This window comes from Bradyrhizobium sp. 139, assembly GCF_023074175.1.
Taxonomy (GTDB): Bacteria; Pseudomonadota; Alphaproteobacteria; order Rhizobiales; family Xanthobacteraceae; genus Bradyrhizobium.
Genome location: NZ_JADPKS010000174.1, coordinates 153,821 through 177,159 on the forward strand (window position 1 = coordinate 153,821; position 23,339 = coordinate 177,159).

22 protein-coding genes are annotated in these 23,339 nt (G+C 64.3%); 15 read left to right on the forward strand and 7 right to left on the reverse strand.

Features of this window, described 5'->3' with window-relative positions; genetic code table 11:
• Positions 1 to 18: 18 nt before the first annotated feature.
• Positions 19 to 1,131, reverse strand: coding sequence for an AI-2E family transporter (locus tag IVA80_RS37555; protein WP_247440146.1), 1,113 nt, complete (start codon positions 1,129 to 1,131; stop codon positions 19 to 21).
• A 206-nt stretch (positions 1,132 to 1,337) separates the two neighbouring features.
• Between IVA80_RS37555 and IVA80_RS37560 the strand changes: the two genes are divergently transcribed.
• Both IVA80_RS37560 and IVA80_RS37565 read left to right on the forward strand, forming a co-directional pair.
• Complete coding sequence (locus tag IVA80_RS37560; RefSeq protein WP_247440147.1) at positions 1,338 to 2,108, forward strand: L,D-transpeptidase; 771 nt, start codon at positions 1,338 to 1,340, stop codon at positions 2,106 to 2,108.
• Between the two features lie 17 nt (positions 2,109 to 2,125).
• Positions 2,126 to 2,773, forward strand: coding sequence for a DUF2865 domain-containing protein (locus tag IVA80_RS37565; protein WP_247440148.1), 648 nt, complete (start codon positions 2,126 to 2,128; stop codon positions 2,771 to 2,773).
• Positions 2,774 to 3,000: 227 nt separating this feature from the next.
• On the opposite strand, the gene IVA80_RS37570 is transcribed toward IVA80_RS37565, so the two are convergent.
• The 3 genes from IVA80_RS37570 to IVA80_RS37580 all read right to left on the reverse strand — a co-directional run bounded on the left by IVA80_RS37570 (position 3,001) and on the right by IVA80_RS37580 (position 5,960).
• Positions 3,001 to 5,094, reverse strand: a complete 2,094-nt coding sequence (locus IVA80_RS37570; protein ID WP_247440149.1) for a HAMP domain-containing methyl-accepting chemotaxis protein — start codon at positions 5,092 to 5,094, stop codon at positions 3,001 to 3,003.
• A 50-nt stretch (positions 5,095 to 5,144) separates the two neighbouring features.
• The gene (locus tag IVA80_RS37575) at positions 5,145 to 5,579 is read right to left on the reverse strand and encodes a hypothetical protein (RefSeq protein ID WP_247440150.1); all 435 of its coding nucleotides are present in this window, start codon (positions 5,577 to 5,579) and stop codon (positions 5,145 to 5,147) included.
• 180 nt (positions 5,580 to 5,759) lie between these two features.
• Positions 5,760 to 5,960, reverse strand: coding sequence for a hypothetical protein (locus IVA80_RS37580; RefSeq protein WP_247440151.1), 201 nt, complete (start codon positions 5,958 to 5,960; stop codon positions 5,760 to 5,762).
• Between the two features lie 166 nt (positions 5,961 to 6,126).
• Here IVA80_RS37580 and IVA80_RS37585 point away from each other — a divergent pair, with 166 nt between their 5' ends.
• Positions 6,127 to 6,282, forward strand: coding sequence for a Thivi_2564 family membrane protein (locus IVA80_RS37585; RefSeq protein ID WP_011084288.1), 156 nt, complete (start codon positions 6,127 to 6,129; stop codon positions 6,280 to 6,282).
• A 166-nt stretch (positions 6,283 to 6,448) separates the two neighbouring features.
• Here the strand turns inward: IVA80_RS37585 and IVA80_RS37590 are convergent, their stop codons facing one another.
• The 3 genes from IVA80_RS37590 to cysD all read right to left on the reverse strand — a co-directional run bounded on the left by IVA80_RS37590 (position 6,449) and on the right by cysD (position 11,732).
• Positions 6,449 to 8,614, reverse strand: coding sequence for a malate synthase G (locus tag IVA80_RS37590; RefSeq protein ID WP_247440152.1), 2,166 nt, complete (start codon positions 8,612 to 8,614; stop codon positions 6,449 to 6,451).
• Positions 8,615 to 8,979: 365 nt separating this feature from the next.
• The gene (gene cysC / locus IVA80_RS37595) at positions 8,980 to 10,917 is read right to left on the reverse strand and encodes an adenylyl-sulfate kinase (protein WP_247440153.1); all 1,938 of its coding nucleotides are present in this window, start codon (positions 10,915 to 10,917) and stop codon (positions 8,980 to 8,982) included.
• A gap of 20 nt (positions 10,918 to 10,937) precedes the next feature.
• The gene (gene cysD, locus IVA80_RS37600) at positions 10,938 to 11,732 is read right to left on the reverse strand and encodes a sulfate adenylyltransferase subunit CysD (RefSeq protein ID WP_247440172.1); all 795 of its coding nucleotides are present in this window, start codon (positions 11,730 to 11,732) and stop codon (positions 10,938 to 10,940) included.
• A gap of 245 nt (positions 11,733 to 11,977) precedes the next feature.
• Here cysD and cysG point away from each other — a divergent pair, with 245 nt between their 5' ends.
• From cysG to IVA80_RS37660, 12 genes are all read left to right on the forward strand, one after another.
• Positions 11,978 to 13,417 carry a siroheme synthase CysG gene (gene cysG / locus IVA80_RS37605; RefSeq protein ID WP_247440154.1) on the forward strand — a complete coding sequence of 480 codons (1,440 nt, stop codon included), beginning with the start codon at positions 11,978 to 11,980 and terminating at the stop codon, positions 13,415 to 13,417.
• Entirely contained in the window at positions 13,414 to 13,731 is a 318-nt protein-coding gene (locus IVA80_RS37610) for a DUF2849 domain-containing protein (protein ID WP_247440155.1), read from the forward strand. The genes cysG and IVA80_RS37610 overlap by 4 nt, the downstream gene beginning before the upstream one ends.
• 11 nt (positions 13,732 to 13,742) lie before the next feature.
• A complete protein-coding gene (locus IVA80_RS37615) occupies positions 13,743 to 15,398 on the forward strand; it encodes a nitrite/sulfite reductase (protein WP_247440156.1) in 1,656 nt (551 codons plus the stop codon).
• Positions 15,385 to 15,900 carry a DUF934 domain-containing protein gene (locus IVA80_RS37620; protein ID WP_247440157.1) on the forward strand — a complete coding sequence of 172 codons (516 nt, stop codon included), beginning with the start codon at positions 15,385 to 15,387 and terminating at the stop codon, positions 15,898 to 15,900. The genes IVA80_RS37615 and IVA80_RS37620 overlap by 14 nt, the downstream gene beginning before the upstream one ends.
• A complete protein-coding gene (locus tag IVA80_RS37625) occupies positions 15,897 to 16,628 on the forward strand; it encodes a phosphoadenylyl-sulfate reductase (RefSeq protein WP_247440158.1) in 732 nt (243 codons plus the stop codon). The genes IVA80_RS37620 and IVA80_RS37625 overlap by 4 nt, the downstream gene beginning before the upstream one ends.
• Positions 16,629 to 16,752: 124 nt before the next feature.
• Positions 16,753 to 17,769, forward strand: coding sequence for a sulfate ABC transporter substrate-binding protein (locus IVA80_RS37630; protein ID WP_247440159.1), 1,017 nt, complete (start codon positions 16,753 to 16,755; stop codon positions 17,767 to 17,769).
• 35 nt (positions 17,770 to 17,804) lie between these two features.
• The gene (gene cysT, locus IVA80_RS37635) at positions 17,805 to 18,641 is read left to right on the forward strand and encodes a sulfate ABC transporter permease subunit CysT (protein ID WP_346348061.1); all 837 of its coding nucleotides are present in this window, start codon (positions 17,805 to 17,807) and stop codon (positions 18,639 to 18,641) included.
• A 9-nt stretch (positions 18,642 to 18,650) separates the two neighbouring features.
• Complete coding sequence (cysW, locus tag IVA80_RS37640; RefSeq protein WP_247440160.1) at positions 18,651 to 19,562, forward strand: sulfate ABC transporter permease subunit CysW; 912 nt, start codon at positions 18,651 to 18,653, stop codon at positions 19,560 to 19,562.
• Positions 19,552 to 20,586, forward strand: a complete 1,035-nt coding sequence (locus IVA80_RS37645) for a sulfate ABC transporter ATP-binding protein (protein WP_247440161.1) — start codon at positions 19,552 to 19,554, stop codon at positions 20,584 to 20,586. Before cysW ends, IVA80_RS37645 begins: the two co-directional genes overlap by 11 nt.
• Before the next feature lie 93 nt (positions 20,587 to 20,679).
• Positions 20,680 to 21,183, forward strand: a complete 504-nt coding sequence (locus tag IVA80_RS37650) for a CAP domain-containing protein (protein WP_247440162.1) — start codon at positions 20,680 to 20,682, stop codon at positions 21,181 to 21,183.
• A 78-nt stretch (positions 21,184 to 21,261) separates the two neighbouring features.
• Positions 21,262 to 22,440, forward strand: a complete 1,179-nt coding sequence (locus IVA80_RS37655) for a patatin-like phospholipase family protein (RefSeq protein WP_247440163.1) — start codon at positions 21,262 to 21,264, stop codon at positions 22,438 to 22,440.
• A 1-nt stretch (position 22,441) separates the two neighbouring features.
• Positions 22,442 to 23,230: a 3-hydroxybutyrate dehydrogenase gene (locus tag IVA80_RS37660; protein WP_247440164.1), complete on the forward strand. Its 789-nt coding sequence runs from the start codon at positions 22,442 to 22,444 to the stop codon at positions 23,228 to 23,230.
• Positions 23,231 to 23,339: the final 109 nt, after the last annotated feature.

Below are 23,339 nucleotides of genomic sequence, written 5' to 3' on the forward strand. Positions count from 1 at the left end.
TCCGGTCGGGGAAACCGATCATTCCTGCGGGAGCTGCGGCGAATTCTCCGGCAGCAGGTGCTCCTTCAGGATCAGCCCGACGATCAGCAGCGGCGACGAGAGGAACGCGCCCATCGGTCCCCACATCCAGGTCCAGAACGCCAGCGCGATGAAAACGGCGAGCGCGTTCAGCGCCAGCCGCCGGCCGATGATGGTCGGCGTGACGAAGTGCCCTTCCATGAAGGTGATGCCGCCGAAGGCTAGTCCCGCCATCAGTCCGCCTCCGACGGTCGGGAAGGCGACGAGCCCCACCACGACCAGGACGACGAACATCGCGACCGGTCCGATAATCGGGATGAAGTTGAGCGCCGCCGCGAGCGCACCGAGCCCGGCCGGATTGGGCATGCCGGTGAAAGCGCAGACGATGCCGGTCGCGACGCCCACGCCGATATTGATGACAGTCACCGTCAAAAGGTAGTTGCCGAGATGGACCTCGATCTCGTTGAGGATCCGCAGGGTGCGCAGCCGCGCTTCGCGGTCGCCGAACGTCATGATCAGCGCCCGCCGCAGGTCGCGCCAGCTTGCGATGAACAGGATCAGCGTGACGAAGAACAGCAGGAATTCGGCGAAAGTCGGCGACAGGAATTCCAGCGTTGGCTGCACCCACTCGAATTTCGGCAACTGGAAGCTTGGCAGCTCCTCGGAGCCGCCGACCATGGTTTGCAGCTCCTTCCACAGTGCCAGCGGCCGGTCGAACACGTGCAGCTTGTCCTTTAATTGCGCGCCGAGCTCGGGCAGGCGCGAGCTCCACTCCATCGCGGGCGCGGCAATCAGCGCGACGACGAAGGTGACGACCATGCTCACCGCGGCCACGATCAGGACGGCACCGACCGCACGCGGCACGCGCCGCCGCTCCAGAAAGGATGCGGCCGGCGACAGCATGGTGCCGGCGACGATGGCCATCACGACCGGGAGGAAGAACGCCCTGGCGACATAGAGCACCGCGACCACGGCAATCAGGAACAGACCCGCGAGCGCAAAGGCGACGAACTCCGTGCGGCGGATCACCGGCGGCGATTCGGCATGGCTGTCGGGAAGCGGGTCGCCTTCGTTGTTGCCGGAAATCAGACGTTCAGTGGGAAGGACGCGCACAATATCTCTCCCGCACGGAATGCTCCGCGCGCCCATTGTTAACCTTAAAACGTCCGGGAGGACGCACCGGTTCCATCGCGGTTTCGTGAAGTTTTGCTCGCTTGACTGTGACGTCGCCGCCGCAGCGAACGACGGAACCCGAATCGGTCCGGCTGCGTTTGTTGGAAGCCGCATCACCCTGATGCACACATCCAACGGGGCAGCACATGACAAGGCTCTCTCCAATCCGTCGCCGCTTCTCGCCGCGCATCGCCGCCTTTGCCTTCGCGACAGCTCTCCTTGCGGTGCCCTTCGGCGCCGCAAACGCGCAAACGCTCGGTTATGCGCCGATGCAGCCGCAAGGATATCCGCAGGACCCGAGCTATTCGCACGGTTATATCAATGCGGAGCCGCAGGCCGCCGACGAGGATGCCGCGCTGCCCGACCGGCTGCGCAGACAGATCGTCAGCTTCGACAGGAGCGAGCCGGCCGGGACCATCGTCATCGATACCGGCAACACCTATCTCTATTACGTGCTCGGCAATGGCCGCGCGATCCGTTACGGCGTCGGCGTCGGCCGCGAAGGTTTCACCTGGGCCGGCGTGCAGAGCGTCAGCCGCAAGGCCGAATGGCCGGACTGGCATCCGCCGGCCGAGATGGTCGCGCGTCAGCCTTACCTGCCGCGCTTCGTCGCCGGCGGTCCCGGCAATCCGCTCGGCGCGCGCGCGATGTATCTCGGCTCGAGCGAATACCGTATCCACGGCACCAACGATCCCGCCACGATCGGCAAGTTCGTGTCCTCCGGCTGTATTCGCATGACCAACGAAGACGTCAAGGATCTGTTCAGCCGCGTCAATGTCGGCGCCAAGGTCGTGGTGCTGCCGAAGAAGGCTCCGCTGATGGCGAAGGGTGGCGACGCGGTACGCAAGCGCCCGCCGGTGGCGACGCTGCCTTCGGGGCGGCAGGCGCTGAACGTCACGACGTCGGCAGTGAACTGAGAGTTGAGCGAGGTCATATGAAGAGACGTTCGATCGGCAAACTGGCCGGTGGCGCGGCGGCGTGCTTTGCCGTCGCCTCGTTTGGCCTCGCGTTGACGCCGTCGGCGCATGCGGAAGACTTCTTCTCGGCGCTCTTCGGCGGCTTCCGCGCGCGCTCCGCGCCGGAGATCCGCATGCCGTTCCCGACCGATGACATGCCGCGCTACGACACGCCGCGCCAGCGGGCCTCCTATGGCAGCGCCTATTGCGTGCGCGGTTGCGATGGCCGCTACTTCCCGGCGCAAGGAAACGACGCCGAGAGCAAGGCGCAATCCTGCAAGAGCTTCTGCCCGACGTCCGAAACCTCGCTGGTCTATGGCAGCAATATCGACGACGCCGTGACGGACAAGGGAAAATCCTATTCCGAATTGCCCAATGCGTTCCGCTACCGCAACGAGATCGTCGCGGGCTGCACCTGCAACGGCAAGGATCCGGTCGGACTCGCCCAGATCAAGGTCGAGGACGATCCCACCTTGCGCAAGGGTGACATCGTTGCGGGCCGCGATGGGCTGGTGGTCGCCAATCGCAACGCCAACGACCGCCACGGCATCGCGATGAATTTTTCGCCGCTGCCGGAGTCGGTGCGCGCCAGGTTTCGTCAGCTGCCGGTGGTGGCGAAGGAGTAGGGGGGCTGAGTTGCCGAGCTGACAATAAAGATTGTCGTAAAGATTGTCGTCCCGGACAAGCGCGCCCAAAGCGCGCGCAGATCCGGGACCCATAACCACAGGGAGCGGTTTGGCGACGACTCGGACTTACCGGCTCGCGCCGCAACTGCTCCCTGTGGTTATGGGTCCCTCCTTTCGCAGGACGACAGCGAGAGTGTGGCAGTAGCTTTCTATCCAACCCGCAAGTCCTAAGCCGCGCGTATCTTTCCCAGGAAGTCGCTGACCTGCTGGCCGAGCTGGCGGCTCTGCGTTTCCAGGGTTTCCGCGGCTTGCTTGACGTCGTCCGCCGCACCTGCTGCGGTGTCGGCATCGGCCTTCACGCCGATGATGTTGTCCGAGACGTTCTTGGTGCCCTGCGCCGCGTACTGCGTGCTGCGGGTGATCTCCTGCGTCGCGGCGCCCTGCTCCTGCACGGCGGCGGCAATCGTGTTCGCAACCTCGTTGACCTCGCCGATGATGCCGCCGATCGCCTGGATCGCGTTGATGGCATCGCCCGCAACCCGCTGGATATCGGCGATCTGCTCGGAAATATCTTCGGTCGCCTGCGCGGTCTGGCTCGCCAATGATTTCACCTCGGAGGCGACGACCGCGAAACCGCGTCCGGCTTCGCCGGCGCGGGCAGCTTCGATCGTGGCGTTGAGCGCGAGCAAATTGGTCTGCGCCGCGATGGTGTTGATCAGCCCGACGACCTCGCCGATGCGTCCCGCGGATTGCGCCAGCCCCTGAACGGTGCCGTCGGTCTCGCGCGCCTGGTTGACGGCGCGGCTGGCGATGCCCGCGGCGTGGGCGGCCTGCTGGCTGATGTCGTTGATCGAGGCAGATAGCTCCTCGGCGGCTGCCGCAACGCTCTCGACGCTGGTGGAGGCGTCGCTCGAAGCCTTGCCCGCGATCTCGACGCGTTCATTGGTCTGGCGCGACACTGTGGAGAGATCGCCCGAGGTCTTGCGCATCTCGCCGGACGCCTCACTCAGCTCGCCCACCGATTTGCGCACCACGCCTTCGAACTCGCCGACATAGGCCTCCATCGCGCGCTGGCGCGCGGCGGCGCCGGCATTGTGCTCGCGCTCCTGCTCCTCGATCTTGAGCTTGTCGATGGCCTGCTGCTTGAAGATTTCGAGCGCACCGGCAAGCGCGCCGATCTCGTCCTGGCGGTCGAGATAGCCGCTGTCGACACCGAGATCGCCGCCGGCGACCTTGAGCATCGCATCGCGAATTCTATGCAGCGGCGTGATCACGCGGCGGCTGACCGCCAGCATGGCGGCGCCGGTCAGGACGATCGCAGCGATGAGCAGCGCGGTATTGATCAGCAGCAGCTGCACCGCGGCCGCGCGCTGCGCGGCGGAGTGGTCCTTGGCGGCTTGCAGGGCCGCATCGGCGAGCCTCACTGCGGTCATCATGCGGGGGACCGAATAGGGGCTCCATTGGTTGGCGGTCATCGAGGGCTTCTCGCCCTTGGCGATCGTCGCAATGACCCCGTCGCGCGTCGAGGCATATTGCGGGTCGAAATAGGTCGATTTGGTTATGGTGATCGCAGCCGCCAGCGCCGGCGGCAATTGCATGCCCGATGCGGCAAGCTCGATGGCGGTCCAGGCGGTGTCGGTGCCGCCAACCAATTTCGTGTAGGCCAGCTGCACTTCGGGCGCGATTTTGCCGGCGTTGAGCGCGTTGCCGACGATCTGTGAGGACTCGCCGGCGGTGTTGCGGAGCAGCCAGGCCATCTGCTTGATGGTCAGGAGCTGGTCGATGGTCGCGTCCTGGTGGTTGACGCTGGCGGCGAGCGCGCCCGAGAGCCTTTCGAGCTGCGCCATCAGCGCATCCTCGGTCGCGACATAGTCCTTGGCGAGGCCCGCGCGGCGCTCGGCCTTGGGCTTGACGACCTCGATCCAGAACTCGGCCTGTGCCGCCAGCAGCGTCTTGTTCAGCGTGCCGAGGTCGGCGAGGAAAGCCTCGCGCTGCACGACGTCGGTCGTGGGCAGGATCTCGAGCGTGCGTGCCAGCGCCGGCATCAGCGCCTCGCGAATTTCGCGGGTGTATTTCTCGATGTCCTTGTCCATCGCGACATCGGAGGTGAGCTGGCGGTTGCTGGTCGAGCGGTCGGCCCGGATGTTGGCCATCGCCTTGAACACCTCGGCCGAGGCTGCCGAAACCGCGACGATCCGGTTGGCCTGCTGAAGCCGGTCCCATGAGCTCCATGCGCTGATCGAGAAGCCGATGACGACGACAAATGCGGTGGAGAGGATCACCGCCTTCAGCAGCGTGGATACGGTCAGGCGATTGAGCATTGGACACTCCGGTACGCGTTTCGAAGTTCGTGGCCGATACCGGCAGCCCCCTACGAACTTCGAACGACCAAAGGGATGCACGCAGAAGCGCCTGCCCCCGGCAGGCGCGTGAAGCGCATCTGGCCCGAAAAGGGTAAAAACTTAGACAGTGTTCCTGCCGTAACATTACGGGGGCCGGGGATGGTGTTGCGCAGCAGCCCGGCGCTCTGCCTGATCGACAGCAGCTGGTCGATCACGGCATCCTGGTGGTTGACGGTGGCGGCGAGGATGTTCGAGAGCTTATCGAGCGTCTCGAGCACGCCCTGCGTCGTCTCCATGTATTCCTTCGGCAGGCCTGCGCGGCGCTGATCCTTGGATTTCGCCACGTCCTCCCAGAACTGCTTCTGCTCGTCCGTCAGCAGCTTGTCGAGCCGCGCGAGCTCCGGCACCAGCGCGCCGGACTGCGGGAAGTCGATGCTGGGCAACAGTTCGAGCGCGCGCACCATCGCCGGCATCTGCGCATCGCGCAAGGCAAGCAGGTATTTCTCGATTTCTCGATTTCGGAGTCCATCGGCTCGGTCGCGTTCAGCAGCCGTGACGTCGTCGAGCGGTCGGTGCGCAGATTTGCATCGCCTTGAACAGGTCGGCAGAAGCGTCCGCCATCTGCGAGATGCGGTTGGCGGTCTTCAGCCGATCCCAGACGCGTATGCAGTGAGCGAGAGCGCAATTACCACGCAGACCGAGATGATCGCGATCACCGCCTTCAGCAGCACCGTCAGACGATTAAGCATCGAAGCCCCATTCCCATCGCAAAGTTCGTCGAGACGCCCGGCAACATCGAAAACGGAGGGCACGCAGATCGCAATCGCACGCCGTTTGCGGCGCATCGGCCAAACGGTCTGCATCTGAAACGAAAAGGGGTAAAGTTTTAGGCCGGCGGGCTGTCGTGGAAGTACGAAAATACCAGAAGTTGCAAGGGGTTGCCGAAATGGAACCGATGCGGGAGACGGGCGTTAGGACACCATCGGTCATTTGCCTGAAGGGGGCCTCGCGATGCTGGTCGGCGTACTCGTCACCTTTCTCGTCGTTATTCTCGTGCTTTACCTCATCAACATGCTGCCGATGGATGGCCGCGCCAAGCAGATCGCGCGCGTGGTCGTCATCATCATCGGCGTCGTATCGCTGCTGAAATATCTGACGGTGTTTTAGGTGGGCAGGTTGGCGTGTAGCCCGGATTTCGCTCCGCGTAATCCGGGAGCCCAAGCAACGCCGGCCCCGGATTGCGCTGCGCTCCCTCCAGGCTACGAATACAAAAAAGCCCCGGCGTGAGCCGGGGCTTTCGTGTCCGAATGATTGCGTTCAACCCGCGGCCTTGTTAGCCAAGGGCTTTGGCCTCGCGGCGGCGCGCGGTGAGGATGTATTCGGTGTAGCCGTTCGGCTGCTCGCGGCCTTTGAAGATGAGGTCACAGGCGGCCTTGAAGGCGACGCCGTCGAAGGCGGGCGCCATCGGCTTGTAGATGGCGTCGCCCACGTTCTGCTTGTCGACGACGACGGCCATGCGCTTCAGCGATTCCATCACCTGCGCCTCGGTAATGACGCCCTGGTGCAGCCAGTTGGCGAGATGCTGGCTGGATATGCGCAAGGTGGCGCGGTCTTCCATCAGGCCGACATCGTGGATGTCAGGCACTTTGGAGCAGCCGACGCCCTGGTCGATCCAGCGCACGACATAGCCGAGGATGCCTTGGCAGTTGTTGTCGATCTCCTGCTTGACGTCGTCGGGCGCCCAGTTCGACTTCGACACCGGAATGGTGAGGATGTCCGAGAGCTTCGCGCGTGGGCCGCCCTTGGTGAGCTCCTGCTGGCGCGCGATCACGTTGACCTGGTGGTAGTGCAGCGCGTGCAGCGTCGCCGCCGTCGGCGACGGCACCCAGGCGGTGGTGGCGCCGGCCTGCGGATGGGCGAGCTTCTGGGCCAGCATGTCCGCCATCTTGTCGGGCGCGGCCCACATGCCCTTGCCGATCTGGGCATGGCCGGGCAGGCCACAGGTCAGGCCCATGTCGACGTTCCAGTCCTCATAGGCCTTGATCCAGGCCTGCGCCTTCATTTCGTTCTTGCGGATCATCGGACCGGCTTCCATCGAGGTGTGGATCTCGTCGCCGGTGCGGTCGAGGAAGCCGGTGTTGATGAACATGATGCGCTTGGAGGCGCGCTGGATGCAGGCCTTGAGGTTGACGGTGGTGCGACGCTCCTCGTCCATGATGCCGACCTTGAGCGTGTTCTCAGGAAGCGACAGCAACTTCTCGACGCGATCAAAAATCTCGCAGGTCAGCGACACCTCGTCGGGGCCATGCATCTTCGGCTTGACGATATAGGCTGAGCCGGTGCGGCTGTTCTTGACCTTGGAGTTGCCCTTGAGGTCGTGAATGGCGAGCAGGCCCGAGACGGCGGCGTCGAGCAGGCCTTCCGGAATTTCCTCGCCCGTCTCGTCCAGCACTGCGTCGGTGAACATGTGGTGACCGCAATTGCGCATCAGCAGCAGGCTGCGGCCGTGGAGCTTGACCTCGCCCTTGCCGTCCGGTGTCTTGTAGCTGCGGTCGGAATTGAGCGAACGCGTCAGCGTCTTGCCGCCCTTCTCGAAATCGGCCGACAGCGTGCCGTTCATCAGGCCGAGCGTGTTGCGATAGACCAGCACCTTGTCCTCGGCGTCGACCGCGGCGACCGAGTCCTCCATGTCGAGGATGGTCGAGACCGCGGCCTCCATGACCATGTCGGCAACGCCGGCCGGATCGTCCTTGCCGATCGCGCTGTTGCGATCGATCGTCACCTCGACATGCAGGCCGTTGTTGGCGAGCAGAACCGCGGAAGGCGCCGCTGCATCGCCCTGGAAGCCGGCAAATTGCGCAGCGTTCTTGAGCGCCGTGGCATTGCCGCTCTTCAGCTTCACCGCGAGCTGGCCCGCGACCACGCTGTAGGCGGTGACGTCGGTGTGGCTGCCGGTGGCGAGCGGCACGGCGGCATCGAGGAACGCCTTGGCCTTGGCGATCACCTTGTCGCCGCGCGCCTTGTTGTAACCCTTGCCGCTCTCGGCAGGATCGTGCGGGATCGCGTCGGTGCCGTAGAAGGCGTCGTACAGCGAGCCCCAGCGCGCGTTCGCCGCGTTCAGCGCGTAGCGCGCATTGGTGAGGGGCACGACGAGCTGCGGGCCGCAGATCGTGCCGATCTCCTCGTCCACGTTGGCGGTCTCGACCTTCTGCGTCGCAGGCTCAGGGACGAGATAGCCGATCTCCTTCAGGAACGCGGTATAGGCATTGAGATCGAACGCCTTTCCCTTGTTGGCAAGGTGCCAGTCGTCGATCCTGGCTTGCAGCGTGTCGCGCACCGCCAGCAGCGCGCGGTTCTTCGGCCCCAGATCCTTGATGATGGCGGCAAGCCCGGCCCAGAACGCATCCGGCGCGATTCCCGTCTTCGGGGCCGCTTCCTTGGCGATGAAATCGAACAGGACGGGGGCGATCTTCAGTCCGTGGGCGTCGACGCGTTTCATGATGGGCTTTCTTGTTGGAAATGGCTGTTTTTGGCTGCTTTTGACCCGACAGCAGCAAAATGCGCCCGCAAGGGGCGGCTTTCGGGTTCTATTAGCCCCAAAATCGCGGCCATGAGAAGACCCCCGACGTCTGTCAAAATGTCAAGGGAGACTCACCCGCGGCCATCCTTCGAGACGCCCGCCTGCGGCGGGCCCTCAGGATGAGGTCGTGTTCGCGGCGAGATATCAGACCCTCGTGGTGAGGAGCCCGCCAAAGCGGGCGTCTCGAACCATGCAGGCCGAGCACGTCCGGCAACCTCTCAGCTGCCAAATGCGATAGCCGTGCGGTCAAGCCGGACGACGATGAGTGGGAAAATACGAAAGGCTCAAATATTCGCGGCGAGATCCACGACCTCGTCGAACAGCACGCCGGTGGTCTTCAGCATCTGTTCGATCTCATCGGCCGCCTCGGCGACCGTCCGCGTCGAGGTGTCGATTACCAGCTCGGCGGCCTCGGGCCGTTCGTAGTCGTTGCCGATGCCGGTGAACGACGCGAGTGCGCCGGCGCGGGCCTTCTTGTAATGGCCCTTGGGGTCGCGCTCCTCGCACACGCCGGCAGGAGTCGCGACATGAATCTCGCGGAAATTTGTATCGGCGATGCGGCGCGCCGCGGCACGGTCCTCGCGGGCCGGCGACACGGCGGCGACGATCGCGATGTGGCCGTTGCGGGCGAGGTGCGTCGCGACTTCGGCGAGGCGGCGGATGTTCTCGCTGCGGTCGGCGGCGGAGAATCCGAGATCGCTGTTGAGCCCGGCGCGCAGCGTGTCGCCGTCGAGCAGGATCGGCGAGCCGTCATTGGTGAACAGCCGGCGTTCCAGCGCCTTCGCCAGCGTCGACTTGCCGGAGGCCGGCAGGCCGGTGAGCCAGACCACCGCGCCATTGTGCTGGTAGCGCGCGGAGCGTTCGTCGGGCCGCAGCGCCGATTCCACCGGCACGATGTCCACGGGCACGGCGCGCTGGCCGGCATCGACCGACAGCACGAGACCACCGCCGGCGATGCGCCCCGACACCTCGATCACGAGACGTCCGGTGCGCGGATTGTCGGTGTAGGGATCGGTCGCAATGGGATTGGACAGAGAAATGTCGATCTCGCCGACATGGTTGCGGCCGATCGCCTTGTTCTCGACGCTCGACAATTCGCCGGGATCGACCGCCTTCTCGATGGCGACCACGGTGGCGCGGCTCTCCTTCGGGCCGCAGCGGACCAGGAGCTGGTCGCCCTTGGCGAGCGGCTTGTCGTGCAGCCAGAATATCCTCGCGCGCAGACGGCGCGTTTCGCGTGGAGCGGAGCCGGCATGCGCGATGATGTCGCCGCGCTCGACGAACAATTCGCGGTCGAGCGTGATGCCGACCGAGCGGCCCGCGCCCTGCGGGCCAGCGACCGGTGTTGCCGGCCAGCTCTCGACCGACTTGATCTTTGCGATCTTGCCGGCGGGCATGATCACGATCTCGTCGCCGGCGTTGAGGCTGCCGGATTCGATGCGGCCTGCGACGATGCGGCGGTCGTCGAACTTGTAGATCGCCTGCACCGGCAACCGCAGCGCCAGCGCTTCCAGCGGACGCGCCGGTTCGAGCCTATCAAGCGCCTCGACCACGGTCGGGCCCCTGTACCAGCCGATGCGGTCGGTGCGCTCCGCGACGCCGTCGCCGTCGCGGGCGGAAATCGGGATCACTGCCGTGGGCTTCACGCCGAGGCCTTGCAAATGCGCCGAGATCTCGTCGCTGATCGCCTTGAAACGGTCGGCCGAGAAATCAACACGGTCCATCTTGTTGACGACGATTGCGACCTGTTTCACGCCGAGAAGATGCAGGAGATAGCCGTGCCGCCGGGTCTGGTCGCGCACGCCTTCGAGCGCGTCGATGATCAGCACCGCGCCGTCGGCCTGCGAGGCGCCGGTGATCATGTTGCGCAGGAATTCGGCATGGCCGGGCGCATCGATCAGCACGATGTCGCGCGAATTGGTGCGGAAACGGATCTGTGTGGTGTCGATGGTGATGCCCTGGTCGCGCTCGGTCTGGAGCGCATCGAGCAGGAACGACCATTCGAACGGCATGCCGCGCCGGGCGCTGACGGCTTTCAGCATTTCGAGCTTGCCGTCGGGCAGGCTGCCGGTCTCATGCAGAAGGCGGCCGACCAGCGTCGACTTGCCGTGGTCGACATGGCCGACGATGACGATGCGGACTTGCGGCCGCGTCGTGCCATTTGGCATCGAATTGGTGCTATTCGGCGTGGCAGGCGAGGCGGGCGTGACGATCATGTTCATACCGCGGGCGTCCTTGCAGGTCAGAGATAGCCGGCGACGCGCAGGCGCTCGAAGGCGTCCTCGGTCTCGTGGTCGAGCGCGCGGCCGGCACGCTCCGGCACCTTGGTCTGTTCGAGCTCGATCAGGATCTCGTCGATGGTCGATGCGGTCGAAGCGACCGGATTGGTGATGTCCTGATCACCCAGCGAGCGATAGCGCTGGCCGTCCTTGGCGAGATACAGCGGGATGATCGGAATGTTCTCGCGCTTGGTGTAGGCCCAGATGTCGGCCTCGGTCCAATGCAGGATCGGGTGGATGCGCAAATGGGCGCCCTGCGGCGGCGAGGCGTTGAAATGGTCCCAGAACTCCGGCGGCTGGTCGCGTACGTCCCAATTGCCTTCGAGGCCGCGCGGCGAGAACACGCGCTCCTTGGCACGCGTCGCCTCCTCGTCGCGGCGGATGCCGGCGATCAGGCCGTCAAAACCGTATTTGCCGAGCGCCATCTTGAGGCCCTCGGTCTTGCGCGCGGCGGAACGGGCGGCCGGCGGCAGCGTTGGGTCGACGGCATCGATGGGCGGGCAAGGCTCGACGCGCAAATCGAGGCCCCACTCCTTCCCGTAATGATCGCGGAAGCGATACATCTCCGGAAATTTCTTGCCGGTGTCGACATGGAGGGCCGGGAACGGCAAGCGGCCGAAGAAGGCCTTGCGCGCCAGCCAGATCATGACGTTGGAGTCCTTGCCGAGCGACCACAGCAGGGCGATCTTCTTCAGGCGGGCAAAGGCCTCGCGGAATATGTAGATGCTCTGTGCCTCGAGCTGGTCGAGATGGTCCATGCTGGGGGCAAGGTCGGCAGAAAATTCTTGCGCGCGCGTGCGCTCGGCGAGGGCCGGGCTGCTCGATCGATCAGCAGCCGAATCGTCCTTGAGAAGATGCATCTCTGCCACTTTGCGTTTGGAGGCGAAAATTCTATAGTTGCAGCGCGGGAGAGAAGAAAAAATTTTCTCTTTGCGCGCTCGAAACGACACATATATAGAAAATAATTCCAGTCAACCCCGGATGTGGGGGAAGCGAGTATCGCATGCGGTTCTTGCCGGTGTTTCTCGATCTCAAGGCCGGTCCGGTGGTCCTCATCGGCGCGGGCGAGCTGTTGCGCGCCAAGCTGCGCGTGCTCGCGGCCGCCGGCGCGCGCCTCCGCGTGCATGCGATCGATGGCAATCAGGAACTCGCTGGCCTCGGCGCTGACGATGCTGCCCGTGTCGAATTCGCCGATAGCGATCCGCTCACCGCCGATCTCTCAGGCGTCATCGCCATCGTCTGCGCGGGTGCGGGCGATATCGGGGTTGCGATGTCGGCCCGCGCCAAGGCGCTGGGCCTTCCCGTCAACGTCATGGACGATCTCGAGCATTCCAGCTTCATCTTCCCGGCGATCGTCGATCGCGGTGACGTCGTCGTTGCAGTCGGCACCGGCGGAACCTCGCCCGTGGTCGCGCGGCGCGTGCGCGAGAGGATCGAGGCGCTGCTGCCTGCGCGCATCGGCGATCTTGCCGAGTTCATCGGCGGCTTCCGCAAATCCATCAACGAGCGCATTGCCGAGTTTCCGCTGCGCCGCCGCTTCTGGGAGCGCGTCATCGACGGTCCGATCGGTGCCTCCGTGCTCGCAGGCCGCAAGGGCGAGGCGGACGCCGCGATCAGGGCGATTTCCGATCCGTCCGCGTTCGCGCGTGCCGACAAGCCGGAAGGCTCGGTCGCGCTGGTCGGCGCCGGCCCCGGCGATCCAGATTTGCTCACCATCAAGGCGCTGCGCGCGTTGCAGGATGCCGACATCGTCTTCCATGACGAGCTGGTCTCGCCAGAAATTCTCGACCGCATCCGCCGCGACACCACGCGCGTCGCCGTCGGCCGCCGCGTCGGCAAGCCCGGTATCGGCCAGGACGCCATCAACAAACGCATGATCGCGGCCGCGCAATCCGGCCAGCGTGTGGTGCGGCTGAAGGGCGGCGATCCCTTCGTGTTCGGCCGCGGCGGCGAAGAGATCGAAGCCTTGCGCGCCGCCGGTGTCGCCTATTCCATCATTCCCGGCATCACCGCAGGGCTCGGCGGGGCCGCCGATTTCGAGGTGCCGCTCACCTTTCGTCATGAAGCGACCCGCATCACTTTCCTCACCGCGCACAAGGCGCGCGACGCCGACACGGTGGACTGGTCGACCTTGACCGACACCAGGATGACCGTCGTCGTCTACATGGGCATGACCGCCGCACCCGCCGTGCGGGCCGGCTTGCTCGCGGCCGGCCGCTCGCCGGAAACGCCGGTCGGCGTGTTCGCCCGCGTCACGCGTCCCGATGCGCAAGGCGCCATCGGCATGCTGCGCGATTTGCCCGAGCTCGTGCGGCGGACCCATGGCGGTCCCGCTATTCTCATCATCGGCGACGTGGTCCGGCATGCCGGTTCGCTTCACCGCCAAACACCCCAGCAAACCCCAACGCAAATCATCTCTGACCTCCTGGATGCAGCCGAATGACCTCTCCACTCGAACAGAAAAAGATCAAAATCGCCGGCCCCTCGGTCGTGACCGCCAACCGCACCTGGGACGGCATCGTGGTCTACCGCACCGGCGCCAAGGGCTGGTCCGCGGACCTTGCGGAAGCCGCGATCGTGCGCAACTCCGATGAGGCGAAAGCGTTGCTTGCGGAGTCCGTCGCTGATGACGTCGGCGCGATTGGTCCTTATATCGCGCCGGTACAGGTCGGCGCGGACGGCAAGATCGAACCCGGCAATCTGCGCGAACAGATTCGCCGAACCGGCGTCACCATCGGACAGCCGGTCCAGGTTTAAGGCACTCTCTGATGTATGCTTACGACGAAATTGACCGCACGCTCGTCAACGAGCGCGTCCTGGAGTTCCGCGACCAGGTGAAGCGTCGCCTTTCCGGCGAGCTCACCGAGGACGAGTTCAAGATCCTGCGGCTCCAGAATGGCGTCTATCTGCAACTGCACGCCTACATGTTCCGCGTCGCGATCCCTTACGGCACGCTGGCGTCGAACCAGTTGCGGCAGCTTGCCCATGTCGCGCGCAAATACGACCGCGGCTACGGCCATTTCACCACACGGCAGAACATCCAGTTCAACTGGATCAAGCTCGCGGAGCTGCCGGATGCGCTGGCCGATCTCGCCGAGGTCGGCATTCATGCGATGCAGACATCCGGCAACAACATGCGCAACGTCACTTCGGACCAGTGGGCCGGCGTCGCGCCCGGCGAGATCGAGGACCCACGCATCTGGTCGGAGCTGATCCGCCAGCACACCACGCTGCATCCGGAATTCTCGTTCCTGCCGCGCAAGTTCAAGATCGCGATCACCGCGTCGGATCATGACCGCGCCGCGATCAAGATTCACGATATTGGCCTCAGGCTGATCAAGAACGAGAAGGGCGAAACCGGCTTCGAAGTGCTGGTCGGCGGCGGCCTTGGCCGTACGCCGTTCATCGCCAAGACCATCAAGCATTTCGTCCACGGCCGCGATATCCTGAGCTATATCGAGGCGATCTTACGCGTCTACAACCAGTACGGCCGCCGCGACAACATCTACAAGGCGCGGATCAAGATCCTCGTGCACGAGCTCGGCATCGAGAAGTTCTCGCGCGAGGTCGAGGACGAATGGCAGCATATCCAAAACTCCTCGCTTCAGATCGACGACGAGGTGATCGAGGACATCCGCTCGCGCTTCACCTATCCTTCCTACGAGAAGCTGCCGCACAGTCCGGACGAGCTGCGCCAGGCCGCAGCCGATCCTGATTTCGAGGCCTGGCGCAAGAACTCGGTGGCCCCGCACAAGGTGCAGGGCTACTCCATCGTCACGATCTCGCTGAAGCCGATCGGCGCCCCTCCGGGCGATGCCACCGCCGAGCAGATGGATGCGCTGGCCGATCTCGCCGACAAATATTCATTCGGTGAGATCCGAGTCGGCCACGAGCAGAATCTGGCGCTGCCGCATGTCGCCAAACGCGATCTGCCAGCGCTTTGGAAGGCTCTCGACAAGCTTGGCCTCGCGACACCAAACGTCAATCTGATCACCGACATCATCGCCTGCCCGGGGCTCGACTATTGCTCGCTGGCGAACGCACGCTCGATCCCGATCGCGCAGGAATTGACGCGGCGCTTCGCCAATCACGAGCTCGCCAATCTGATCGGCCGGCTGCACATCAACATCTCCGGCTGCATCAACGCCTGCGGCCATCACCATGTCGGTCATATCGGCATTCTCGGCGTCGAGAAGAACGGCGAGGAGGTGTATCAGATCACCATCGGCGGACGTGCCGACGAGAACGCCGCGCTTGGCAATCTGATCGGCCCCGGCGTCAAGTTCGATGAGGTCGCGGACGTCGTCGAGGACATCGTGGAAGCCTATCTGGCGCTGCGCGAGCGGCCCGAAGAGCTGTTCATGGATACGGTGAAGCGCCTCGGCGTCGAACCCTTCAAGGAGCGCGTCTATGCCACTCGTTAACGGCGGAAAAATCGCCGAGGACAGCTTCGTCAAGCTGGCCGTGGACACGCCGCTGCCGGCGAGCGGCGACATCCTGGTGCCGGCCGAGCGCTTCGTCGGCGAGGCCGAAGCGTTGCTCAAGCGTGCCGGCAAGGTCGGCGTGATCTGGCCGAACAACCGCGACATCGACGAGTTCGTGCCCTATCTCGGCAAGGTCGCCGCCGTGGCACTGGTGTTTCCGACCTTCCGCGACGGACGCGCCTATAGCCAGGCGCGGCTGCTGCGCGAGCGTTACAATTACCGCGGCGAATTGCGTGCGACGGGTCAGATCCTGCGTGACCAGTTCGTGTTCATGTTGCGCGCCGGCTTCGATTCATTCGAGGTCAAGAAGCAGGCCGACGCGGAAGCCTTTATGCAGACAGCGAAGCGCTATTCGGTGTTCTATCAGCCGACCGGCGATGGCCGGATCACGGCTCTGCACCGGCGCATGCAGCTGCGTCACTCCGAAGGGGTCGGCACGTGAACGCAATCGCGCCCCAGGTGTCGTCAAGATCCGTCTCTGCGCTGCCCTCGGCGGAGAAGCTCGATCATGCCTTGCGCGTTGCCTCGCCCGCCGAAATTATCGCCGCGGCACTGAAGACGGTCGGGCGCGAGAAGCTCGCGCTGGTGTCGTCGTTCGGCACGGAATCGGCGACGCTGCTGAAGGTGATGGCCGACGTCGATCCGGCGATCCCCGTGATTTTCCTCGACACCGGCTGGCTGTTCGAGGAGACGCTGGCCTATCGCGATACGCTGATCGCGACGCTGGGCCTGAAGGACGTCCGCTCGATCAAGCCGGCAGAGGAGACGCTGTCGCGCGACGATCCCGAACGCGACCTCTGGTTCTCCGATCCCGACGCCTGCTGCCGTATCCGCAAGATCGAGCCGCTGACGCGCGCGTTGAAGCCGTTCAATGCCTGGCTCAACGGCCGCAAGCGTTTTCAGGGCAGCTCGCGCGCCGACATTCCGGTGGTCGAGGACGACGGCGCGCGGTTGAAGTTCAACCCCTTCGCCAATGTCTCACGCGAGGAACTCGAGGCGATTTTCGTCCGCGCCAAATTGCCGCGTCATCCACTGGTGGAGTCCGGCTTCCTGTCGGTTGGGTGTATGCCTTGCACGAGCAGATCGGCCGAAGGCGAGGATGCACGCGCCGGCCGTTGGCGCGGCCGAGCCAAGACGGAATGCGGCATTCACACGAAGAAGACTTCGTAGCACAGCTGATCTGCCACGCTGCGAACAAGGAAATCCGGTTCCGTTGACTTGAACGTGTTTCGCCCCGATTTATGCCTGCACGCCTTCGCTGACACTGGAGTCGTCGAAGTGAATGGAGATGGACATGATGCGTCGTATCGTTCCGCTCGCGGCAGGAGTGCTCTTTGCAAGTGTCTTGTTTGCAAGCGTGTTGCCGAGCTCGGCTCTCGCCGCTGACATCAACCTGTTGAACGTGTCGTACGATCCGACGCGCGAGCTCTATGCTGAGTTCAACAAGGCGTTCGCAAATGCCTATCGGAAGGAGGCCGGCAAGAGCGTCGAGATCAAGCAGTCGCATGGCGGCAGCGGTTCGCAGGCGCGCGCGGTCATCGACGGATTGCAAGCTGATGTGGTGACGCTCGCGCTCGCCTATGACATCGACGCCATCGCCGGCAAGGGTCTCACCGCAGCCGACTGGCAGAAGCGGCTGCCGCAGAATTCATCGCCCTATACCTCAACCATCGTGTTCCTGGTGCGCAAGGGCAATCCGAAGGGCATCAAGGACTGGGACGATCTGCTCAAGTCCGGCGTCGCCGTGATCACGCCGAACCCGAAGACCTCGGGCGGCGCGCGCTGGAATTATCTCGCCGCCTGGGGCTTTGCCCAAAAGAAATACGGCTCCGCCGACAAGGCCAAGGACTTCATCGGCAAACTCTATCAGCAGGTGCCGGTGCTCGATACCGGAGCGCGCGGCGCCACGGTGACCTTCGTCGAGCGCGGCGTCGGCGACGTGCTGCTGGCCTGGGAGAACGAGGCGTTCCTCGCCTTGAAGGAGTTCGGACCGGAGAAGTTCGAGATCGTCGCGCCGCCGCAATCGATCCTCGCCGAGCCACCCGTGACGATCGTCGACAAGGTTGCCGATAAAAAGGGCACGCGCAACGCCGCGGATGCCTACCTTCAGTATTGGTATACCAAGGAAGGCCAGGAAATCGCCGCGCGCAATTTCTACCGTCCGCGCGATCCCGAGATCGCCAAGAAGTATGAAAACGCCTTCGCCAAGCTCGAGCTGTTCACGATCGACGATGTGTTCGGCGGCTGGACCAAGGCGCAGAAGGAACATTTTGCCGATGGCGGCGTCTTTGATCAGATCTACAAGAACTGATCGGGCGCTGTCGGAGGGGCTGTACAGGGGGCCTGGTGAGCGCAATCGCAGCACGACGCAGGACATTGCCGGGCTTCGGTCTCACGATGGGACTGACGCTTTCCTGGCTGTCCGTCATCATCCTGATTCCGCTTGCCGGACTGTTCCTGAAATCGCTCGAGCTTAGCCCCGAGCAATTCTGGAACATCCTTTCCAGCCGCCGCACCCTCAACGCCTTGCGCGTCTCCTTCGGCCTCGCCTTTGCGGCGGCCTGCGTCAATCTCGTCATGGGCAGCATCATCGTCTGGGCACTGGTGCGCTACCGCTTCCCCGGACGTCGCCTGTTCGACGCCATTGTCGACGTGCCCTTTGCGCTGCCGACGGCGGTCGCCGGCGTCGCGCTGACCGCGCTGTTCGCCGAGAAGGGCTGGCTCGGCGCGCCGCTTGCGGCGCTCGGCATCAAAGTCGCGTTCACGCCGGTCGGCATCTTCGTTGCCATGATCTTCATCGGCATCCCCTTCGTGGTGCGGACCGTGCAGCCGGTGCTCCAGGACCTCGACCCCGAGATCGAGGAGGCCGCGGGCAGCCTTGGCGCCAGCCGCTGGCAGACCATCATCCGCGTGATCCTGCCCTCGCTCGGGCCGGCACTGCTCACCGGGCTCGCGCTCGCCTTCGCCCGTGCGGTCGGCGAATACGGCTCGGTCATCTTCATCGCCGGCAATCTGCCGAACGTCTCCGAGATCGCGCCGCTCCTGATCGTGATCCGGCTGTCCGAATTCCGCTATGCCGACGCGACCGCGATCGCGGTGGTCATGCTTGTCGTATCCTTCGTCGTCATCTTCGCCGTCAACCGGCTCCAGCGCTGGGCGCAGAGCCGAATCCCGGCGCGCTGAGGGCGGACCATGACGATGCAGATCGCAGATTCCGTTTCGCTCTCGACCTCCGAGGCGAAGGCGCGTGCGCATGCGGCGGCTGCGCGCGACAATTTGCGCACCGAGCCGAGGGCGGTGCGCATCGTCGTCATCGCGCTGGCGATGATCTTTCTCACGGTGTTCGTCGTGCTGCCGCTGGTCGTGGTATTTGCGCAAGCCTTCTCGAGGGGGATCCTCGCCTATCTCGCCGCGCTGGCCGAGCCGGAGGCGTTGTCTGCGATCAAGCTGACGCTGCTGGTCGCGGCGATTTCGGTCGGCCTCAATCTCGCGTTCGGCCTGGTCGCGGCCTGGGCCATCGCGAAGTTCGAGTTCAGGGGCAAGACCTTCCTGATCACGCTGATCGACCTGCCGTTCTCGGTGAGCCCGGTGATCTCGGGCCTCGTCTTCGTGCTGCTGTTCGGCGCGCAGGGCTATTTTGGCGGCTGGCTGCGCGATCACGACATCCAGATCCTGTTCGCGGTGCCCGGCATCGCGCTCGCCACCACCTTCGTGACCTTTCCGTTCGTGGCACGTGCGCTGATCCCCTTGATGCAGGAGCAGGGCACGCAGGAGGAGGAGGCTGCGATCTCGCTCGGCGCCTCGGGCTTGCAGACCTTCTTCCGCGTCACGTTGCCCAACATCAAATGGGGCGTGCTCTATGGCGTGCTGCTCTGCAACGCGCGCGCGATGGGTGAGTTCGGTGCGGTCTCGGTCGTCTCCGGTCACATCCGCGGCGAGACCAACACCATGCCGCTGCTGGTCGAAATTCTCTACAACGAATACCAGTTCGTTGCCGCCTTCGCGATTGCCTCGCTGCTCGCGATGCTGGCCCTGATCACGCTGATCGCCAAGTCCGTTCTCGAACGCCATCTGCACGAAGGAGACGAGCTCCGTGACGATTGAAGTCAAGAATCTCGTCAAGAAGTTCGGCAGTTTCAAAGCCATCGACGGTGTCGACCTCAAGGTCGACAACGGCGAATTGCTGGCGCTGCTCGGGCCGTCCGGCTCCGGCAAGACCACGCTGCTGCGGATTATCGCGGGGCTTGACTGGCCCGATTCCGGCGAGGTCTCGTTCAACGGCGAGGATGCGCTGGCGCAGGGCGCGCGCGAGCGTCACGTCGGATTCGTGTTCCAGCACTACGCGCTATTCCGCCACATGACGGTGTTCGAGAACGTGGCCTTTGGTCTGCGTGTGCAGCCGCGCGCCATCCGTAAGGATGAGGCCACCATTCGTGCGCGCGTCAAGGAGCTGCTCGATCTCGTGCAACTCGACTGGCTCGCCGACCGCTATCCGAGCCAGCTCTCCGGTGGCCAGCGCCAGCGCATCGCGCTCGCCCGCGCGCTTGCGATCGAGCCGCGCATCCTCTTGCTCGACGAGCCCTTCGGCGCGCTCGATGCCAAGGTGCGCAAAGAGCTGCGCAGATGGCTGCGCTCGCTGCATCACGAGATCAACGTCACCTCGATCTTCGTCACTCATGACCAGGAGGAGGCGCTTGAAGTCGCCAACCGCGTCGTGGTGATGGACAAGGGCAGGATCGAGCAGATCGGCTCGCCCGATGACGTCTATGAAAGCCCGGCGACCGCCTTCGTCCACGGCTTCATCGGCGAATCCATCGAGCTGCCGGTCCACATCGCAGGCGGCGTTATCCGGCTCGGCGACCGGCCGCTGCGGCTCGCGGCGGACGGGCTTGCGCCTGGCGCGTCAAAACTGTTCGTGCGGCGACATGATATGCTGGTCGGCCCGCCCGGAAGCGGTGCCTTCGAGGGCGCCGTGCAGCACGTCCGGAATTTCGGCCCCGTGCAGCGGGCCGAGGTGGCACTATCCGGCGGCGAGACCATTGAGATCGACGCACCCCGCGACAGGGAACTGCGCGTCGGCGACTCGGTCGGTCTCCAGCCGCGCCGCTACCGGATATTTGCGGGCTAGGTGTCTCTGCCAAAAGCTCAAATTGTCCTCAAAATTCACCTTTCAGCCACGGTTGGTATGCAACAACGGCCCTTCATTTGGGGGCCCCTGAACATGCGCGCTGCGGCCGCGATATCAATCACTTTGCTTCTCGCCGGCTGTGCCAGCAATGAAGCACCGGTCCAGCAGCCGTCAATGTATGCCGACATGTCGGTCCCGGGCTCCAAGCTCGATGCGCAGGCGGCGGCGATCATGATCTCGCAATACCGCCAGAACAACGCCCTCGGCACTGTCGTCATCGACCCCGATCTGATGCGGCTTGCCGAATCCCAGTCCCAGGCTATGGCGGCCGCCAACAAGATGGACCATGATGTCCGCGCGCCCTTGGCCAAGCGGCTCAGTACCGGCGGCTATCCGGCCACCGTCGCGGTCGAGAACGTCTCGGCGGGCTATCATACGCTGGCGGAAGCGTTTTCCGGCTGGCGCGACTCGCCTCCGCACCGGGCCAACATGCTCAAGAGCGGTGTCACAAAGTTAGGCATCGCGGCGGGTTATGCTCCCGGCACCAAGTACAAGGTGTTCTGGACCATGATCCTGGCGTCGACCGAGCCTCGATAAGCCAGACTTGATCCCGGGATGCATTGACGCCGCGGCGGACTGTCGCCACGGTCGCTCGCCATCTGCTATTGTTCCCGCATGACCGATCACACCAGTCCGGAATCCACCAGCATCCCCGCAAATGCGCAACGCGTCCTGGTGTTGCAGGGCGGCGGCGCGCTCGGCTCCTATCAGGCCGGGGCCCATCAGGCTCTGTGCGGCTATGGCTTCGAGCCCGAATGGGTCGCCGGCATCTCGATCGGCGCGGTCAACGCCGCCATCATCGCCGGCAATGAGGGGCACACCCGGGTCAAGCGGCTCAAGGAATTCTGGGAGATGGTGTCGGCGCCGGTGCCGTGGAAGCCGATCGGCAAGAGCGATCACAGCCGCGAGCTGTTCAATTCGACCAGCGCCGCGCTGATCGCGACCTTCGGCGTGCCCGGCTTCTTCACGCCGCGCATCCCGCCCGCGCCGCTCTGGCCGCCCGGCCACCCCCAGGCCGAGAGCTATTACGACACCGCGCCGCTGAAGAAGACGCTGGAGCGCCTGGTCGACTTCGATCGCATCAACGACCTGAAGACACGCCTGTCGGTCGGCGCCGTCGGCGTCACCTCCGGCAACTTCAAATATTTCGACAATTACGAGTTCAAGAAGCTCGGCAAGACAATCGGCCCCGAGCACATCATGGCCTCCGGTGCGCTGCCGCCGGGCTTTCCGTCCGTCGTCATCGACGGCGAGCATTATTGGGACGGCGGCATCGCCTCCAACACGCCACTCGACTACGTGCTCGATGCAGAGACCGATCGCGACCTCCTGATCTTCCAGGTTGATCTGTTCAGCGCCCGCGGCGATCTGCCGACCTCGCTGCTCGAGGCGACCGAGCGCGAGAAGGACATCCGCTTCTCCAGCCGCACGCGGATGAACACCGACAAGAACAAGCAGGTGCACAACGCCCGCAGGGCCGTGCGCGACCTGATCAGCAAATTGCCGGACTATCTGAAGAATGACCCGTCCGTCGAATTTCTCGCGAAGGTGTCGCGCGAAAGCACCATCACCGTGGTGCACCTGATCTACCGCAGCAAGAACTACGAATCCTCGTCCAAGGACTACGACTTCTCGCATGTCGCCATGGTCGAGCATTGGGAAGCCGGCGTGCAGGACGTGCATCTGTCGATGCGCCATAAGGACTGGCTCGAGCGGCCGCAGTCCGGCGAGACCATGGTGGCCTATGATCTCACGGGGGACGTCACTGCGCCCCCGCCAACAAGGAGCGAATAATATGGGTAGTCTGTCAGGCAAGAACGCCGTCGTGACCGGGTCGACCAGCGGCATCGGACTCGCTTATGCGCGCGCCTTCGCTGCCGCCGGCGCCAATGTCGTCATCAACGGGTTCGGCTCGCCGGAGGACATCGAGAAGGAGCGCGCCAAGATCGAGTCGGACTTCGGCGTGAAAGCGGTGTATTCGCCGGCTGACATGACCAAGCCGGCGGAAATCGCCGGGATGATCGCACTCGGAGAAACGAGCTTCGGTTCGGTCGACATCCTCGTCAACAATGCCGGTATCCAGTTCGTCTCGCCGATCGAGGAATTCCCGCTGGAGAAATGGGATCAGATCATCGCGATCAACCTGTCCTCGGCTTTCCATGCCATCCGCGCCGCGGTGCCGGGCATGAAGAAGAAGGGCTGGGGCCGCATCATCAACACGGCGTCGGCGCACTCGCTGGTCGCCTCGCCTTTCAAGTCCGCCTATGTGTCGGCCAAGCACGGCATCGCCGGACTGACCAAGACCGTGGCTCTGGAGGTCGCGACCCACAAGATCACCTGCAACTGTATCAGCCCCGGCTATGTCTGGACGCCGCTGGTGGAGAAGCAGATCCCCGACACGATGAAGGCGCGCAATCTGACGCGCGAGCAGGTCATCAACGACGTGCTGCTCGACGCGCAGCCGACCAAGGAGTTCGTCACCTCCGAGCAGGTCGCCGCGCTGGCGCTGTTCCTGTGCGGCGACGATGCCGCGCAGATCACCGGCACCAACCTCTCGATCGACGGCGGCTGGACCGCGGAGTAGGGCGGCGAACCGTAGCAACCATTAAGTATGGCCCCCGATTTCCGCAAGCATGACGCCGCGCTTGCGGCCGTCAAGGCGTGGCCTGTCGGCAGCGGATGTGAGGAGAGGC